Source organism: Chryseobacterium sp. PvR013, from assembly GCF_017833095.1.
GTDB lineage: Bacteria > Bacteroidota > Bacteroidia > Flavobacteriales > Weeksellaceae > Chryseobacterium > Chryseobacterium culicis_A.
Genome location: NZ_JAFIBT010000001.1, coordinates 2,392,092 through 2,408,343 on the forward strand (window position 1 = coordinate 2,392,092; position 16,252 = coordinate 2,408,343).

At 32.8% G+C, this 16,252-nt stretch carries 21 protein-coding genes; 13 read left to right on the forward strand and 8 right to left on the reverse strand.

Features of this window, described 5'->3' with window-relative positions:
• Positions 1–13 precede the first annotated feature (13 nt).
• Both JOE44_RS10735 and JOE44_RS10740 read right to left on the reverse strand, forming a co-directional pair.
• Positions 14–1,462, reverse strand: a complete 1,449-nt coding sequence (locus JOE44_RS10735; RefSeq protein WP_209785581.1) for a DUF3945 domain-containing protein — start codon at positions 1,460–1,462, stop codon at positions 14–16.
• Positions 1,463–1,560: 98 nt separating this feature from the next.
• Positions 1,561–1,842 (reverse strand): helix-turn-helix domain-containing protein, encoded by a 282-nt coding sequence (locus JOE44_RS10740; RefSeq protein ID WP_209785582.1) that lies wholly within the window; start codon positions 1,840–1,842, stop codon positions 1,561–1,563.
• A 424-nt stretch (positions 1,843–2,266) separates the two neighbouring features.
• On the opposite strand from JOE44_RS10740, the gene JOE44_RS25275 reads away from it, so the two are divergent.
• From JOE44_RS25275 to JOE44_RS10765, 5 genes are all read left to right on the forward strand, one after another.
• The gene (locus tag JOE44_RS25275) at positions 2,267–2,413 is read left to right on the forward strand and encodes a BON domain-containing protein (RefSeq protein WP_209789166.1); all 147 of its coding nucleotides are present in this window, start codon (positions 2,267–2,269) and stop codon (positions 2,411–2,413) included.
• Positions 2,414–2,424: 11 nt separating this feature from the next.
• Positions 2,425–2,982, forward strand: coding sequence for a PepSY-like domain-containing protein (locus JOE44_RS10750; protein WP_209785583.1), 558 nt, complete (start codon positions 2,425–2,427; stop codon positions 2,980–2,982).
• 73 nt (positions 2,983–3,055) lie between these two features.
• Positions 3,056–3,256, forward strand: coding sequence for a hypothetical protein (locus tag JOE44_RS10755; RefSeq protein ID WP_209785584.1), 201 nt, complete (start codon positions 3,056–3,058; stop codon positions 3,254–3,256).
• Between the two features lie 94 nt (positions 3,257–3,350).
• Positions 3,351–3,563, forward strand: a complete 213-nt coding sequence (locus tag JOE44_RS10760) for an SHOCT domain-containing protein (protein ID WP_209785585.1) — start codon at positions 3,351–3,353, stop codon at positions 3,561–3,563.
• 312 nt (positions 3,564–3,875) lie between these two features.
• Complete coding sequence (locus JOE44_RS10765; RefSeq protein WP_047420515.1) at positions 3,876–4,568, forward strand: DUF1003 domain-containing protein; 693 nt, start codon at positions 3,876–3,878, stop codon at positions 4,566–4,568.
• 100 nt (positions 4,569–4,668) lie between these two features.
• Here the strand turns inward: JOE44_RS10765 and JOE44_RS10770 are convergent, their stop codons facing one another.
• The 5 genes from JOE44_RS10770 to JOE44_RS10790 form a co-directional block, all read right to left on the reverse strand.
• Positions 4,669–5,010: a hypothetical protein gene (locus JOE44_RS10770; RefSeq protein WP_209785586.1), complete on the reverse strand. Its 342-nt coding sequence runs from the start codon at positions 5,008–5,010 to the stop codon at positions 4,669–4,671.
• Entirely contained in the window at positions 4,997–5,191 is a 195-nt protein-coding gene (locus JOE44_RS10775) for a hypothetical protein (protein WP_209785587.1), read from the reverse strand. Before JOE44_RS10775 ends, JOE44_RS10770 begins: the two co-directional genes overlap by 14 nt.
• 179 nt (positions 5,192–5,370) lie before the next feature.
• Positions 5,371–5,865 (reverse strand): CinA family protein, encoded by a 495-nt coding sequence (locus JOE44_RS10780; protein ID WP_047420509.1) that lies wholly within the window; start codon positions 5,863–5,865, stop codon positions 5,371–5,373.
• Between the two features lie 56 nt (positions 5,866–5,921).
• Positions 5,922–6,191, reverse strand: coding sequence for a hypothetical protein (locus JOE44_RS10785; protein ID WP_052186224.1), 270 nt, complete (start codon positions 6,189–6,191; stop codon positions 5,922–5,924).
• Positions 6,192–6,692: 501 nt separating this feature from the next.
• A complete protein-coding gene (locus tag JOE44_RS10790; protein ID WP_198424141.1) occupies positions 6,693–7,253 on the reverse strand; it encodes an AraC family transcriptional regulator in 561 nt (186 codons plus the stop codon).
• 162 nt (positions 7,254–7,415) lie between these two features.
• Between JOE44_RS10790 and JOE44_RS25280 the strand changes: the two genes are divergently transcribed.
• The 3 genes from JOE44_RS25280 to JOE44_RS10800 are packed head-to-tail and all read left to right on the forward strand — an operon-like array spanning position 7,416 to position 10,889.
• Entirely contained in the window at positions 7,416–7,547 is a 132-nt protein-coding gene (locus JOE44_RS25280; protein ID WP_255522113.1) for a hypothetical protein, read from the forward strand.
• Complete coding sequence (locus tag JOE44_RS10795; protein ID WP_142716674.1) at positions 7,548–8,576, forward strand: pesticidal protein Cry7Aa; 1,029 nt, start codon at positions 7,548–7,550, stop codon at positions 8,574–8,576.
• 45 nt (positions 8,577–8,621) lie between these two features.
• Positions 8,622–10,889, forward strand: coding sequence for a glycosyltransferase (locus JOE44_RS10800; RefSeq protein ID WP_228451458.1), 2,268 nt, complete (start codon positions 8,622–8,624; stop codon positions 10,887–10,889).
• A gap of 1,752 nt (positions 10,890–12,641) precedes the next feature.
• Here JOE44_RS10800 and JOE44_RS10805 read toward each other — a convergent pair.
• Complete coding sequence (locus JOE44_RS10805; RefSeq protein WP_047420499.1) at positions 12,642–13,739, reverse strand: ionic transporter y4hA; 1,098 nt, start codon at positions 13,737–13,739, stop codon at positions 12,642–12,644.
• 460 nt (positions 13,740–14,199) lie between these two features.
• On the opposite strand from JOE44_RS10805, the gene JOE44_RS10810 reads away from it, so the two are divergent.
• The 5 genes from JOE44_RS10810 to JOE44_RS10830 all read left to right on the forward strand — a co-directional run bounded on the left by JOE44_RS10810 (position 14,200) and on the right by JOE44_RS10830 (position 16,231).
• On the forward strand, positions 14,200–14,418 hold the full coding sequence (locus JOE44_RS10810) for a hypothetical protein (protein WP_047420497.1): 219 nt from the start codon (positions 14,200–14,202) through the stop codon (positions 14,416–14,418).
• A gap of 140 nt (positions 14,419–14,558) precedes the next feature.
• Entirely contained in the window at positions 14,559–14,897 is a 339-nt protein-coding gene (locus tag JOE44_RS10815) for a cupin domain-containing protein (RefSeq protein ID WP_209785589.1), read from the forward strand.
• The gene (locus JOE44_RS10820; RefSeq protein WP_142716673.1) at positions 14,890–15,120 is read left to right on the forward strand and encodes a hypothetical protein; all 231 of its coding nucleotides are present in this window, start codon (positions 14,890–14,892) and stop codon (positions 15,118–15,120) included. The genes JOE44_RS10815 and JOE44_RS10820 overlap by 8 nt, the downstream gene beginning before the upstream one ends.
• Before the next feature lie 7 nt (positions 15,121–15,127).
• Positions 15,128–15,925 carry a hypothetical protein gene (locus JOE44_RS10825; RefSeq protein WP_209785590.1) on the forward strand — a complete coding sequence of 266 codons (798 nt, stop codon included), beginning with the start codon at positions 15,128–15,130 and terminating at the stop codon, positions 15,923–15,925.
• Positions 15,926–15,967: 42 nt separating this feature from the next.
• The gene (locus JOE44_RS10830) at positions 15,968–16,231 is read left to right on the forward strand and encodes a heme oxygenase (protein ID WP_142716671.1); all 264 of its coding nucleotides are present in this window, start codon (positions 15,968–15,970) and stop codon (positions 16,229–16,231) included.
• The last annotated feature ends 21 nt before the right edge of the window (positions 16,232–16,252 follow it).

Below are 16,252 nucleotides of genomic sequence, written 5' to 3' on the forward strand. Positions count from 1 at the left end.
ATTTAGATGTTTATTATAGTTTTTGTCCTCTTGGTTTTCTAACCTTTTTTTGCTGGTCTTCCTGCTGTTGACTGGCAGGCTGCTGCTGTTTGGATTCTAAAGGCTCTTTCACATTTTTAGTAGCTTCATTGGTTTTACCCTGAGAATTAACCGCAGTTTGGGTTTTATGATCTTCTGTAGGCTTTGTCTCTTCTTTGAGCTTATTAGGATGATTGAAGGAGAAATCGGTTTTGGAAGTCTCTTTATTGAAGGTAATATAACCTTGATAGGCTTTACCTTTAGCATCAGTAAGACCATCAACGTACACGGTTTGCCCGGCTTTGAATTTTTCATACTGTGAATCATCCAGTTCTTTTCCTCTGAATACTTTGGGTACTTCTTGAGCCGTAGATTGAGTTTGCTGTTGATTGTGTTGTTGTCTTTGTTGCGGTGCCTGGTTATTGTTGAACAAAAATTCCACATACCGCTTGTCTGCATTGAACTGTACGGTGGCATTGAACAATTCCCCTTTTTTAGAAGTCATGCCTTCAAGATACAATGGTCCTCCTTCCAATAGGGTTTGTTTCTGATGTTCATCAAGCCTAATTCCTTTGATTTCATCAGGGATTTTCATGTATTCTGCCCGATAGGCTACCAATTCATTGGTTAAACGATCACGGCTGATCACTGATGGAATAATTTCATCCGTCTTAGGATTGACCAGATCTACTACTCTGCCCATATTCCCGGTTTCCTTTAGATTCTTCTTGTCTTCATCCGTGAACTGATGACCCAGAAATTTATTATTGAAACTGGGCTCCTTTCGGATTCCATGCAGATGAACGGCAACCTGCCCTGTATCTCCTGTCTGAAGGGATAATCGAACATCCATCTTACTGACTGCTGTTCCCAGATTAATAGTGATGGGAATTAGTGTATTGGTTTTAAAACCTCTGAGTAATGCATCCATCGCATTCATTTTTTCAAGCTTTTCCTGATTAAGTCCAAACTTTTCCATCGTTTTCCAGTCGATCTGTTCCGGCTGAAAACGGTACTCCTGATTGTCTGTGTTGTTGTCCATTGTATTTTGATTTTTTGGATTGTTGTTATTCTTTGGTAACACTTCATAGTCTTTTAGCTTTTCTTTTTCTTCAGGAGATGCCTGATCGACATACTTCTGAAGATCCTTGGCAGTATTAACAGCATCGTATTCCGATACCTTGAAAAAGTTGAAATGCGTGGGATTTTTAAGCTGCCGGTAAAAATTGGAAAAGAAGTTGGAGAAAATATCGCCATGTTTATCAACTCTGATCAGCGGCTCATTATCTTTTTTTTCTTGTGGAGGAATTTTTTGAAGATTCCCATCTTGATCAATTCCTTTGACCATTTCAACCTGATTGGTATGAATGTTCAGGACAAGGAGTGTGTCTGTTGATGGTTTGAGTTCTTTAGGTTCCTGATGGTTTATCAATTCATTTTCCATTGTATTTCATTTAATGGAACCAAGGTATAAGCTCAATTATGATGCTCTAAAAGATTGGAATGGTGGTGAATGATTTGGCTGTAGATGTCTTGTTACGATCAAGAGTTTAAACACTCTCGGATGAGTTGATGGACATCAGAAAGCTTATAATACAGCTTTCCGCTGATGGTATAGTATGGCAGCTTTTTATAGGTACGGTAGCGCTGTAATGATCGAGAACTTATTTTTAAAAGCTGTAAAACATCCTGGTTATCCAGAAGCTGTTCCCCGTCTACTTCTATAAATCTGGACTGGTTCTTAAGCATTTGTTCTTTCAGTAGGTCAAATCTTTCCATGATTCTCTCCATCCAGGCTATAAATTCTGTTCTTTCGATATTCATAATGGTGATTTTTATGATTATTGGTGATGTAAAATTGGACAACAGAAATCATATAAAATCACTACTTTTTCGTAGTACCGAAAAGATTTATTTTTTAACAATAAATATTTAAAAAAAATGATATTTACAATAAAATATTACAAATTTATTGTAGCAAACATATTTCTATTTTATTATAAATCTCCTATACAAAATTTTATTCTCAACTCAATTTCTTTCAAGATTACTGCATTTCTCACTTTACTTTAATTTCAATTGAATGATTATTTACTTTTAAAAATAATCTCAATAAAAGACACACTCTCGTTTTAAAATACTATAAATGTGTGATACATGCAATAACTTATTATTGTTATACAAGCACGTGTTAACAAATAGAGGTAGATTTACATGATTAGAATAGTAAATTTCAATAACTACTACCATTAAAACAAATTCAGAATTACAAAGAGATGTTCAAAATGCCATTAGATGGGAACCTCTATTACACTCATCCGAAATTCGGGTTACTGCCAAAGATGGAGTTGTTTCTCTAACGGGTGTAGTGGACAACAATTATATTTCAATCTAAAATCAGAAAAAATGAAAAATAAAATTTTAAAAGTATTCGCAATTACGGTAATGTCCTTTGCGTTTACAACGATCCTTTATGGACAAAGGAATACAAAGACAGAAGATAGGACAGTAACTCAGTCGCGGATTCCAAATTTAGTGAATCAAAACTTTGTTAACGAATATCCATCAGTCGTTAATGTGGTATGGCGAGGATATCCAAAACAAGCTAATAACGCCGAATGGTATGAGTATAACCCATCAATGCAATCTTCCAGATCTTCTGAATACTACATTGCAGAATTTACAGATGCTAAATCTCATCTAAAAGCGGTATACTCTAAGGATGGAAAGAAAATTTCTGTTCGGGAAATGGTCAATTCGGATGTTCCTGACCCTATTTCATACGCTCTAAGAAATGGTGATTACAGTGACTGGAAAATTGCCAGAGAAAAAGAAGTTATCTATAGAGATACCACCATGAAACCGATGAAAGTATATAAGATTAAGGTAAAAAAAGGAGCTTCAGAACGAGAACTTTTCTATTCTACAGATGGAGAACTGTTAAAAGACAGAGTCATTAAATAACATAAACCTTAAAATCCACTAATTAGCAATGCTTTTTAGTTGGATTTTTAATTAACCTTCAATTTTAAAAATTATGAAAAAGAAAAACATAAAAATAAAAAAGAAATCCTCAGTAACCAAGCTACTGAAAGACAAACTTTTGAAAGCGGTAAACAGAGTACTCACTACTAACGATTGTGAACTGACCAACAAAATGGAAAAGATTGTAAAAAAATCACTTAGACCTATTTCAAGAAAGGTAAAAAAACAAATCAAACAAGCTGCCAAATATTAATAACCGTCCAAAACCGTATATCGCTTTAACGAATATTTATTAAAATCAATAAAAAACAGCCTGTTTTGACGTTCACACATAATAAAATAATATCATGTATTACGACCATTATCAATTCTGGGGAATGCACTTTGGATGGTGGATCATCTGGATGCTTTTTCTTTTCTGGATATTCTTTACCCCGTATAGCATTCCCGGACAAAAATCCAAAAAGGAAACACCTATTGATATTCTAAATAAACGTCTTGCTTCAGGCCAGATTGATAAAGAAGAATATGAGGAGAAGAAAAAAATGCTTGAGAAATAATCATCCTGAAAATAACAGAAAATACATCATCTCAATATGCTCAAATTCGGATATAAGTATTGGATTTTATACCCCAATAGATGAAAAGAATAGATTTATTATAAAAAATTAACATTCCATTACAAATTCTACCGCACCAGTTGAAACATATTTTTATATATTTTCCTACCAGAATATACAACATAATAGCTAAATCTAAGAAATCAACAGAGATATTATTTTATCTTTTAAAATGCTTTGGTTTAACCATACATTTTAATTGAATTCATTTTATTTTGAAATTAAATCATCATAAATTTAAGAATATAAAAAATGGAAACAAGCCATATTAGTCAACAAAAGATTCAGGATGGGGAACAAATAAAAGGAGAAGATATCAGAGAAGGAGTATATCTGCTTATCAAGAAGATTTTCTCGGACTTCAGTAAGAATGATTATATATCTATTACAGAACTTAACCATTACCGAAGATTGTATCTCACCTCTTTAATTATTGAAGAAAAAGGAGAACTCGAAAGTATAGATCTTGATGTAATAAATGCAATTAAAAACAATTCTATCCTCTCAGAAAATATACAGGAAGAAATAGAAGCTAAACTTAGTTTTGGGCAAAAACTTGCTGATAGAGTGGCTTTTTTTGGAGGAAGCTGGACGTTTATTTTAGTATTTTTTTCATTTATATTAATTTGGATTTTACTCAATATTTGGTTTTTAACATTAAAATCATTTGATCCATACCCATTTATCCTGCTGAATCTAATTCTGTCCTGTTTGGCCGCTATTCAAGCCCCTATTATAATGATGAGCCAAAACAGACAGGAACAAAAAGATCGTATAAGAGCTGAACATGACTATAAGATTAATCTAAAAGCCGAATTGGAAATAAAGCTTCTAAGTGAAAAGATAGATCACCTTCTTGTTAGCCAAAACAAAAAACTATTGGAAATACAAGAAGTACAGACCGATTATCTTGAGGATCTGACTAATGTTCTAAAGAGGAAATAATACATTTATTTGTGCTATAACAATAGATTCGCTACAAATTAAGAGAAGGTTTTCTTAGCCATAGAAGATACAGGAAATAAAAAGAGGAGACCTTTTGGGTCTACCAGACAGGGATAAACTGTTTTCTTATCATTTTTTTATTATTTAAATCACCTAACACATTGGTTACAAGAGACATACTCCTTAACACTAAATTTACTCTGGTAGTTCGATATTCAATTCCTGTAAATTCAAGATTTTTTGGATATATCGAACTAATTATTTTTCTTTTTGCTTCTACACTGCTTGATTGATATAATCGTGACAAGTTAGATATAACTGATAGGGCCTTGTTTAAGCGAGCATCAACTTTTTCGGGATTACGAGTAGCAATAAAACAAGAATGAAGTTCATTTTCAAGAATTTCAATTTTTTGTTTAGACTGTGCTTTAATAATCATCATCTTCAATCTTTTCAGCTAATAATTTTTCTCTTGCAAGAGCTATTTTAGCATTATAACTCTCTATTTCAGAAATTATTTTGTTTCTTCTGTCGTCAGCTTTGCTATTGTACTTTTTATAAGCTGTTAATAGGATATTTTGTAAGATTTTCTGAACTGAAGGAAGAAATTCATATTTCTTCAATTCCTAAACAAAAAGATTATCGGTAAGTTCAGCACATTCCTTAAATCCACAAGATGATTTACAATGATAGTAATAATATACTCTCTGATTTCCCTTTGATCCACTGTCAGTTAAATTTCTCCCACATTTAGGGTGAGTCAAAAAACCTCTTAATGGAAAAACGTCAGCAGAACTAAATTTTAAATTAATATTTGGTTAAGCGCACTTTTATAACACCCTAAAATGAATTCAGTATAATACAACTGCGAATCTAATGCATAAGTCTTATCATGAAGTTCTATACGTTTCGAAAGAACAATCTCGCCTTTATAGCTAAATGAGCAAAATGAATACACTTTAAAGCCTGAATTTCTTACAGATGACGCATACCCAGTAGAAGCAATTCCCCAATCTGTTCCAAATGACTCGGCGACCTTTACAGCCATTGTATTTGCCATTTTTTGGGTTTCAAAGCCATTTTCCTCAACTTCAATCCTGTTGATACCTAAAAAATTAACTTTTTCAGGTACCGTAAAAGTCGTTATTCCTCCTTTGTAAAACAGTTTTGCATTAGGCATCTGGGAAAAAGCCAGCTGTATTAATCCCGAGGTTACACTTTCTGCTATAGAAACCGTTTCATTCATTGTAATGAGTGAAGTACTGATATAATCAAGTAAACTTTGCTGAAATTTCATGGCATCTGATATTTAATGTTAATATAAAAAGCTTTTTACACTACTGAAATCAATGCTCAGATAACGTCATAGTCATTCATGGTCGTTACAAAATAATGCTCAATCATTTCCTTGGCATTGTTGCACATTGATAAAAGATCTTCCCTGGTCATATCCTCAAAAATAAAATCATCATGAACCTCAATAATGAACTCAGTCACTTTTTCAGTGTTCATAAGATCATAAGCCATTAAATCATTTAAATTATCTAATCTGCATTCTTCCTTAAAAAAAGGAGGTTTTCGGGAAATGGAATTCTTAAATTGAAAAAGATGTATTGTTTTCATGACTGTTAGTGTTAAGGTGATAATAAGAAAGTCTGTTTTATATATAAACATGGTGGTTACTCATGAATGTTCAAACAGATTTTTTTTTGGATTCAGTTGATGAAATGTATTATATATCAATAGGATTAAAAAGGACAGAAACCAGAGGTTCCTATCCTTAATTAATTAAAACCTTCTGAAAACAGATTTACCTATTTTATAGAGATTTTAATAAGCTCATTATTAAAGTTGAGAATCCGTAAGTCTATTAATTTTATCATGGTGTATATTCGTTTTTCCCAGTCTTTTTTACTACAATGTTTTCTAATACCGGAGACAAGCATTATGTACGATGTATACTTTCAACTGCTCGCTATATTTTCCAGTCTAAAATTTGCATTATTTATAGTGATATAAACTTTAATGGATCTGATAAATTCCTGATTATTATACTACAAAGATGGCCGTTTCAGTATAGACTACACTATATATATCTGGAATAATCTTACATATATCCCACTTTTATAAGTCTTCCAGGTTTCCAAGACGCCTTTGTTTCAACTGCTTATAAAATGAAGGAGAAAGCCCCGTGATCTTTTTAAACTGGTTAGAGAGATGAGCCACACTGCTGTAATTGAGTTTATAAGAGATTTCTGTAAGATTCAGTTCGTCATACAACAGCAGTTCTTTTACCTTTTCCACTTTATTAATAATGATAAAATGTTGCAGGGTCATTCCTTTCACTTCAGAAAAGGTGTTCGCAAGGTAGGTATAATCATATCCTAATTTTTCACTTATATAATCTGAGAAGTTTTCTTTTGGGAGTGCATCTGAATAATGAATCATTTCTATGACTACATTTTTTATTTTCTCTATCAGGATACTTTTTTTATCATCTAATATCTCAAGCCCTGTTTTAAGTAAGTTTTCTTTTAGAATTTGTCTTAGTTCAACGCTGATATCATCCAATAATTCTACAGTTCCCAAATCTACAATAGCATTTTTAATGCCCAGCCTTTCCAATTCCTGATGGACAACCATTTTGCAGCGCAAACTTACCATATATTTTATATACAACTTCATCCCCCTTACTATTTATACTGCCAATCATTTAATTAACAGACATTTACTCAAAGTTACTCTATTAAATCGGAAATATCTATGATTTATACAACAAATTAAAAGACAATTGCAAAGCTTTCCTTTTTTAATGATTGAAATTTACAGGTAACAAAAAAAATTACAATGTCAAAAGAAAAAGACGGAAAAAAGAAATCAGATAAAACTCCACCCGCAAAATCCGCAAAAGAGAAACGAGAGGATAAAATGAGTAAACGAAGAGGAAAGGAACAAGAAGCCCGAAATAACGTAAACTGAATGGTATCTGTAAAACGAGACGGAATTATACTCAGAAAAACGACTTTAGACTTTGAGAGTGAAGGTGTTTTAAACCCCGCAGTTGTTAAGGATAACGGAAAAATACATTTATTTTACAGAGCTCTTGCAAAGAATAATTTCTCCAGTATCGGATACTGTATACTATCAGATTATAAGACCATAGAAACCCGGTTGAGCAAGCCGGTTATCATCTCCGAGTTTGAATACGAAAAACATGGTGTTGAAGATCCAAGAATCGTAAAAATCGATCATTTGTTTTATCTTACCTATACCAGTTATGACGGGATTAATGCACTGGGAACACTTGCTGTATCGGAGGATCTTACGTCATGGCAAAAAAAGGGCATAATTGTTCCCAAAATTCCATACAACAAGTTTAGATTTTTATCGGAGTCACAAGGTGAAATAGCAGAAAAGTACAGACGTTTCAACAAACTCCCCCCTACTCTTACAAAGGATAAAGATGTCTTCCTGTGGGATAAAAATGTGATATTTTTCCCAAGAAGGATTAACGGTAAGCTTTATTTTCTTCATCGCATAAGACCCGATATTCAAATTGTAGGTATAAAAAACATTGAAGATCTGAATCCTGATTTCTGGAAAGATTATTTCCTTCACTTTAAAGATCATATCATATTATCTCCCCTATATGAGCATGAAGTAAGCTACATTGGCGGAGGATGTCCCCCTATAGAAACCGAGCATGGGTGGCTTTTGATATACCATGGCGTACATGATACTATTGAAGGATATGTTTACAGCGCATGTGCTGCCCTACTGGATCTTGATAATCCCGAAAAGGAAATTTCAAGACTTCCTTATCCTCTTTTCAAACCCGAAGAAGAATGGGAGCAGAAAGGAGAAGTAAACAATGTCTGCTTCCCTACCGGAGCCATCGTAGAAGGAGATACACTCCATGTTTACTATGGAGCAGCAGACAAAAGAATTGCTGTTGCTTCTTTAAGTATTTCAGAATTACTGAAAGAATTACTACGGTACACACCATAACTGACTATTCAATACAGGATGTCAGACTTTAAAACAGATATCATCATGAATAAAAATATAAAATCAGACGTGGAGGAAAAGACAAAAAGACGATCTGTACAAAGTAATAAAAACACATTTTATCATAAACCTGAAATTATCTTTATAAGTACTTTTCCTCCTAAGGTGTGCGGTATTGCAACCTATTGTCAGGATTTGATACAATCTCTTAAGTTAAAATTCAGAGAATCATTTAGCATCATTACCTGCCCGATGGAAACTGAGGATGAGCATTATCAATATGAAGCAGATCCAGCATATCGCTTAAATACATCCGATGCCATATCTTACTTGGAGCTGGCTGATAAAATCAACAAAAATGACAGGATTCAACTGGTTATGCTCCAGCATGAATTTGGATTTTTCAACGAAACCCAAGACGGATTACTCCTTTTCCTTCAAAATTTACAGAAAGACCTCATCATTACTTTTCACACTGTTCTGCCGAAACCTGATCCCAAATTAAAAGAAAAAGTAAAAGAAATCAGCAGTTTCGTAAAATCCATTATTGTCATGACCGGTATTTCTGCGGATATCCTTACCAATGATTATGATATTTCATCTGATAAAATTAAAGTGATACCCCACGGTACCCATTTGCTTCCATTTATAGATAAAATTTCACTGAAAACAAAATACGGACTTAAAGATAAAAAGGTACTTTCAACATTTGGTTTACTGGGTGCTGGGAAAAATATTGAAACCTCTTTAGAAGCTCTGCCTGCAATCATTTCCCAAAATCCGGATGTTATGTTTCTGATTATCGGAAAGACACATCCCGGAGTCATTAAATATGAAGGAGAAAAGTACCGTGATTTTTTACAGGATACTATTAGGAGGCTTCATCTGGAAAAACATACGTACTTTATCAACCAATATCTGCCTTTGAATGAGTTGCTAGATTATCTTCAGCTTACCAATATCTATCTTTTCACTACAAAAGACAGAAATCAGGCAGTAAGCGGTACTTTTTCCTATGCCATCAGCTGTGGATGCCCTATTGTTTCTACCCCTATTCCTCATGCTGTGGAAGTCTTAAATGAAGATCTGGGAATTATTATTGATTTTGAAGCTCCGGAACAGCTTGCTGCTGCCGTGAATACATTATTGAAAAATGAAACCGCACAGGAAAAATTACGATCAAATAGTCTGGAAAAAATGGCTCCCACAGCTTGGGAGAATTCATCTATTTCACACGCCTTATTATTTCAACAATACAACAATGACAAAATGACATTACACTATACATTCCCGATCATCAATCTTAGCCATATCAAAAATATGACAACGAATTTTGGAATGATCCAATTTTCTAAAATCAACAAACCTGATATCAATTCCGGGTATACTTTGGACGATAATGCCCGTGCTTTGATTGTAGCCTGCAGACATTATGAAGTAAGCAGAGATGAATCTGATCTTGACTTAATCTCAACCTACCTGAATGTAATAAGGTTTTGTCAACAACTAGATGGTAGTTTTCTCAATTATGTAAATCAAGACAAGGAATTTGCACAACAGAACTACGAAACCAACCTTGAAGATTCCAATGGTAGGGCAATCTGGGCACTGGGGTACCTTCTTTCTATAAAAGCAATCTTACCACAACTGTTTTCTGATGAAGCAGAGTCTATCATTGAAAAAAGTCTTCCGTCTATTGATAAAATTCATTCTACCCGTGCAATGGCTTTTATTATAAAGGGATTGCATTATCAAAACTCTGAAAACAATATTCCATTATTGAAAAAGCTGGCTAACAGACTGGTAAAAATGTATCAGCATGAGAAACATAAAGACTGGCATTGGTTTGAAAGCTACCTGACCTACGGAAACAGCGTACTCCCTGAAGCTTTATTGTGTGCGTGGATTACGACCCAGGACGAAATGTATAAACAGGTTGCCAATGAATCATTCAAGTTTTTGCTTTCTAAAACATTTAGTAAGGGAGGCATTAAAGTAATATCCAACAAAGGATGGCTGCAGAAAGAAACGATTAAAAGTCCTGAATCAATTGGTGGTGAACAGCCTATCGATGTTGCTTATACCATACTAACCTTATCTACATTCTACAAGGTTTTTAAGGATGAAAAATACTTGCAGATGATGAGAAATGCTTTTAGTTGGTTTTTAGGAAAGAATCATTTACATCAGATTATTTATAACCCTGCAACAGGCGGATGTTATGATGGGCTTGAAGAGAAAAATGTTAATCTCAATCAGGGAGCAGAATCAACAGTCAGTTACCTCATGGCAAGGCTCTGTTTTAAAAAGTAATAACATAATTAATGTTGTAATACATTGTAATGAAAGTAAGTATAAGATTATTGACAATAGTCTGTAAAGTATTTGTTTATTCGTAATTCCAACCAACAGTTAAACTGCTGATCAAACACAGATGTCAGTCATTTATCCGCATCTCTGTAATAAGACCTAAGGTTTATGATCTTTGAGACTTCATTCTTCTTTTTCCAGCTCTAAATTCATACGATTATGAGAAAAACACAGAATGGTTTTCTTTTTATAAAACATGAATCTGTCAGTAAAAAAAGATTGCGAACACTATACAGTGTGTGATAGCTGTAAAATAAAAACCATTTTGTAATACAACAGGTTATAAGACACCAACTTTGTACTATAGCAACTAAGTTATACTAAATTTCCACCTTAAGAACACAAATCATTAAGGCAACAAATATTTCCAAATTCCTTAAAACTGGAATTTGAAGTCATAGCAATTTATAACTTTCTTGCAGAGAAAACTAAATATTACCACAAAAATGACGCATTAAAAAGTTATTCATAAAAACCTTTCTAAGAAGAGTTAAAATAACTGTATTAATTCTACTACATATACAACAAATATAAATAGAATCGTATGACTTGCAGCATATAAATGCAATTGATTAACACATACATTTATTGTTCATAATAGTTGTACATTCTCATTAGTACAATTGACTCTCCCCTAAAAAGGAGGTTTTTTGTTATATAATCCATTATAGGGCATTAGGGAGGCTAATAAAACTTTCACAAATTTATTATATGGTGTTTTCGCGGATATGATTGCGATCATATCTCTACAACACACATAATAGCGGATTTTTTTATTATACAAAATTTGCGATTCTATTTATAATGGTCTAATGACTTTTGTATAGAAAATCGTAATTACTAACTGAAGTGGACAATTAGCAATAATTATGCAAACCCGTAGGTAGCCAAAAGAAAGCAGCCAATTTATTTATTATTATCAAGCAATCCAATTATAATAATAAAAGTATCGAATAAGAAAGTATAGGTTGTTTTGAATATTTTCGAAAGATCTCTGACCCTGCTGAATTCTTAATAAAAAGTTTAGTGCGGGATATAAAATTTTCATAATGAAGGATATGATTAAAAAATTACGTAAGGGATCTCTGCAGTGCGGCGGCAATAAATATAATATCATAGCTTTCAGAGATTATCAATGCGAAATAAAACAAGAAATTGAATTTTAACATTAAACTATAATGCGAATAATAGTAAAAGTATAACAATATTTTATGTTTTTTGAATAGCATAATTATATACTATATCTTCACTAAGATATAAATATAGTCTTGTTTTAAATATTCCGAAAAATGTTTTTTTCAAGATATAAACACGCTCTATTGTATGCAATTTTTGTAACTGATAATCAAAAAGAAAAGGTTCTATATCATCCATCTTTTTTCCAATTAACTGATCTTCTGATATAATGTTCTGACTTTTATCTTGGAAGTAATATTTTTTAGTCATATCAATAAATAATTTTTATTGCAAAATCTTTTCTTATTTTCAGAATACTTCTTTTCAAGCTTGATTTCCAATAGTGGTTAATTATAAGAACGGTCTGTTTGGTAAGGAAAAATTATTTCCCTGAGTCTTCAAAAGTTTTTTTTATGGATTCAGTTGATGAAATATATTCTATATCAACCATCACATCATATGAACTAAAGATGGCTGTTTCAGTATATATCAAGCTATATAATACACAGCTAAATAGGTTTATGGTACGATTGTGATAAAAAGATAAATTAAAAATATAGCGATCAGTACAATTCCCTGCATAATATTGGTTCTGCCCGTTGCCAGTGAAACGGTAATAATAAAAAGCGACAGGCCTAAAAGTATGGTTGATTTGATATCTATCCCTAATGTCATTCTTATACCGGTCATTACAGATATAATGGCTATGGCGGGAATACTGAGTCCGATACTTGCCAAAGCAGAACCAAAAGCCAGATTTAATGAGGTTTGGATCTGATCACTTTTTGCAGCTCTGAATGCAGCCAGTCCTTCCGGAAGAAGAACAATACCTGCAATAATGATCCCTACAAGAGATTTTGGGGCACCTGCGGAAACCACTATATGCTCAACATCCTTTGAAAGAAGCTTTGCCAGTAAAACGACTATTCCCAGGGATAATAGTAACAATATACAACTGATATACAATTGTTTTCGGGAAATCAGTTCATGATTATCTTGTACAGGCTGATTTTTGGACAGTTTATTCTCTGGAGAAATGAAAAAGCTTCGATGTCTAAACGTTTGAATCATAGTAAATCCAAGATAAAGTCCTAAAGAAATCAAGGCAATAAAAAGCAATTGAAAGGATGTATATTCACCTCCGAGATGACTTATCGTATAATTAGGCAGAATAAGCACAAAAATAATCACGGAGGTAAGCGTAATGAGTGCCGTACTTACCCCCTGCAATGTAAAGCTCTGTTCTCTGTATCTTAAGGAACCTATGACAATACAGCTCCCAATAATTCCGGTAAGGATTATCATCACTGCTGCAAAAACCGTATCTCTGGCAAGGGTAATGGTTTCTAAACCTTTTGCTCCCATCATGATAGAAATAATAAGTCCTACTTCTATAACCGTAATGGCAAATGCCAGAAGCAAAGTTCCAAATGGCTCTCCCAGGCGATGGGCAATAACTTCGGAATGATACACCGCTGCCAAAACACTCCCCATCAAAAATAAAGCAAGAATCACAGAATAATACCCTGAAGAAAAAACAGTATTCCCAACATAAGAAAGCCACGCCAGGATAGGAACTAAAAAAGTCCACGTCCATAAATATTTTTTTATATTCATAAAAACAATAATATTTCTACAATTGAATTGTCCTTTGGAGAAATCACAAGATTTATATTCCTTTTTCAAAACAGTTTCTATAAATGATTTGAAGCAGACTAGAGATGAGATATACCGGAAATATCAAATAATGAAAAAGTGAACAGGTCGGAACTTAGAGTCCTGATCATCAGTTCAATGTAGTTATTCAGCAAGATACGATTAATTAATCACTTATTTGAAATTATATAACAGTATTTTAGGTTTGTAAGCATCTCCTAAGGCTCAAAAATCTCCATTACTTCATAAATAGTCATCAAAGCCATTGTTTTTATGATCAACCGTATTCAGATGCTCAAAACAAGCCGGTATTTTATAAAAGTGTGATATGTGCAACATAAAAGAAACAATCTGTAATACAATAGATTATTAAACACCCATCTTTGTATGGTAGCAATGAAGTTACACTAAAATCCACCTTATGGACACAAACCAAAACAAAGGCAACAAATTTTTCAAAACTCCTGGAGCCTGGATTGAGCAGTCAAAACAACTGAAAGAAAAATTTTCAACATTAACGGACCACGATCTGAAGCTTGAAGAAGGTAAAGAAAGGGAAATGCTGGAAAGAATCGGAAACAGATTAAGAAAAAACCGTGAAGAAGTTCTCAATATTATCAAAGAAATCAATCTTTCATAAATTGTTTTCAAGGACAGTTAAAGCCCATGAAAAAATATATTTATCAAACGCTTTCACTGGAAAAAGGGATGGAATATTAGACTGTTCTGTCCCTTTTATTTACAATACCATCTGCTCTTTTTATTTTTAAACCCACAGTGATGAATCATAGAGAACTTGAAAAATCGAAAGTATATATTACAAGCCAGATTGTAGATTACATTCCAAATTCTGTAGTCAGTAAAAATATACTGGAAAAACTGACCGGCAATATCAGTGTTTTATCTTTTGATGACAAAGAAGGGTTATCTGAAAAGATTTCTCCTTTCGATACTGTTGCACAGATCATTGAAGGTAAAGCTGAAATCATTATAGACGGGGCTTCTTACTTTATGGAAGAGGGTGAATGCATTATCGTTCCTTCCCATAAATCTCATTCTATAAAAGGAAATAAGCGATTTAAGATGATCGTAACAATAATAAAAAGCGGCTATGAATAATCTGGATACCCTATCTATTTTAACGAAAAAGATATTAAAAAAAACAGTTGAAATTCAAAAAGAATTTCCTGAACTCTATGAGCTTTTAGACGAAACACCACTATTTTTTTCTTTTGCAGAGAAAAATATAACAATCAGAGATCTAAGACAGTATCTTATTTCCCTTATAATACAGCAAAAGGCCTTCGAAAAAAGGGCTGTCATGAAAAATGATTTACAATAAAATTCTGATGAAAAAGTTAACTAAGCATCCAAAGAGTAAATTGAGGCTCAGAAATAAAAAAAATATTTCAAGAAGATCCTATTATTCCCAGTTTACCTCGCTGTTCTATCTAAGAAATACAAACATAACCTTAGAAAGAGATGCTAAAGAGATTATAAGAATGTTAAAAGAATTACAGCAGCTTATCAACAGATCAAGATTGGTATTTAGCACATACTGTAGTTTAAGCCAGCATAACCTGTGGCAGTCTGTTTTAGAAGACCTGAGCGGGAACATACAGAATATTAAAATCCAGTTTGAATATATACTGGAAAATATTACTAAAAAAAATAAAATCAATGCATCTATATTCTGGCAGCAAAACGAAGTCTATACAGATGAAATGGAAGTAACCCATAAAAAACTCATTCTGTTGACTACTCAGATTTTACCGGAAGAAGAAAGATCATCATGGAAAGTAAATATTTATAACTTTTACAATGAAATTTTTTCTTTACTGGTTCCACTTATTGGGATGTGCAGGATTGAATTGGACTTTATAGAAAAATATTCGCCCAAAATCTTCAACCAAACTGCTATGGATATTATTAAAAATATTCCAAAAAATTACACACTACAGGAAGCAAAGGAATATGAACATGAATACTTAAAAGTATTAACCAACTACAGTCATGAATTCTATAGAAAAAATAATTTTTGGAACAATTTACTATATATACTTTCAGGCGGCCTGTACCCATTACCATCAGAACGTACCCTATCCAAAAGAGGGATCAGCAGAAAAATGAAAGATAAGCTTTTTTAATGAATCTCAACCTAAATTTTTTACTTATTAAATATTTTTATAATGAAAGCAATACACCTTTACCGGTTTAACGATTCTATTTTCCGTAAAATTCCTTTCTTCAAAGAAGAGCATAGGTTGAAAACCGATGTAATGGAAATTGATTTAATGAATATTGAAATAGTAACTGAATATATCGTGAAAACCCATGATGACTTTAGTTTTGACAATACATCAGGAAATGATCTTTTATCAATGTGCAAAAAAGCTCAAAAAACAATTGAACATTATTTTGTGATAAGACTGGATCACTATGATTTTATATGAAAAAGTTATTTAATCAAATGT

What these genes read in the sequence shown, in the direction of transcription:
- JOE44_RS10760 (WP_209785585.1), top strand. Translation starts at nt 3,351, where the DNA reads ATGTATTACGACCATTATCAATTCTGGGGAATGCACTTTGGATGGTGG.
- JOE44_RS10735 (WP_209785581.1), bottom strand. Translation starts at nt 1,462, where the DNA reads ATGGAAAATGAATTGATAAACCATCAGGAACCTAAAGAACTCAAACCA.
- JOE44_RS10755 (WP_209785584.1), top strand. Translation starts at nt 3,056, where the DNA reads ATGAAAAAGAAAAACATAAAAATAAAAAAGAAATCCTCAGTAACCAAG.
- JOE44_RS10805 (WP_047420499.1), bottom strand. Translation starts at nt 13,739, where the DNA reads ATGAATATAAAAAAATATTTATGGACGTGGACTTTTTTAGTTCCTATC.
- JOE44_RS10765 (WP_047420515.1), top strand. Translation starts at nt 3,876, where the DNA reads ATGGAAACAAGCCATATTAGTCAACAAAAGATTCAGGATGGGGAACAA.
- JOE44_RS10815 (WP_209785589.1), top strand. Translation starts at nt 14,559, where the DNA reads ATGAATCATAGAGAACTTGAAAAATCGAAAGTATATATTACAAGCCAG.
- JOE44_RS25280 (WP_255522113.1), top strand. Translation starts at nt 7,416, where the DNA reads ATGTCAAAAGAAAAAGACGGAAAAAAGAAATCAGATAAAACTCCACCC.
- JOE44_RS10750 (WP_209785583.1), top strand. Translation starts at nt 2,425, where the DNA reads ATGAAAAATAAAATTTTAAAAGTATTCGCAATTACGGTAATGTCCTTT.
- JOE44_RS10830 (WP_142716671.1), top strand. Translation starts at nt 15,968, where the DNA reads ATGAAAGCAATACACCTTTACCGGTTTAACGATTCTATTTTCCGTAAA.
- JOE44_RS10740 (WP_209785582.1), bottom strand. Translation starts at nt 1,842, where the DNA reads ATGAATATCGAAAGAACAGAATTTATAGCCTGGATGGAGAGAATCATG.
- JOE44_RS10770 (WP_209785586.1), bottom strand. Translation starts at nt 5,010, where the DNA reads ATGATGATTATTAAAGCACAGTCTAAACAAAAAATTGAAATTCTTGAA.
- JOE44_RS10825 (WP_209785590.1), top strand. Translation starts at nt 15,128, where the DNA reads ATGAAAAAGTTAACTAAGCATCCAAAGAGTAAATTGAGGCTCAGAAAT.
- JOE44_RS10810 (WP_047420497.1), top strand. Translation starts at nt 14,200, where the DNA reads ATGGACACAAACCAAAACAAAGGCAACAAATTTTTCAAAACTCCTGGA.
- JOE44_RS10795 (WP_142716674.1), top strand. Translation starts at nt 7,548, where the DNA reads ATGGTATCTGTAAAACGAGACGGAATTATACTCAGAAAAACGACTTTA.
- JOE44_RS10820 (WP_142716673.1), top strand. Translation starts at nt 14,890, where the DNA reads ATGAATAATCTGGATACCCTATCTATTTTAACGAAAAAGATATTAAAA.
- JOE44_RS10790 (WP_198424141.1), bottom strand. Translation starts at nt 7,253, where the DNA reads ATGAAGTTGTATATAAAATATATGGTAAGTTTGCGCTGCAAAATGGTT.
- JOE44_RS10780 (WP_047420509.1), bottom strand. Translation starts at nt 5,865, where the DNA reads ATGAAATTTCAGCAAAGTTTACTTGATTATATCAGTACTTCACTCATT.
- JOE44_RS10785 (WP_052186224.1), bottom strand. Translation starts at nt 6,191, where the DNA reads ATGAAAACAATACATCTTTTTCAATTTAAGAATTCCATTTCCCGAAAA.
- JOE44_RS10800 (WP_228451458.1), top strand. Translation starts at nt 8,622, where the DNA reads ATGAATAAAAATATAAAATCAGACGTGGAGGAAAAGACAAAAAGACGA.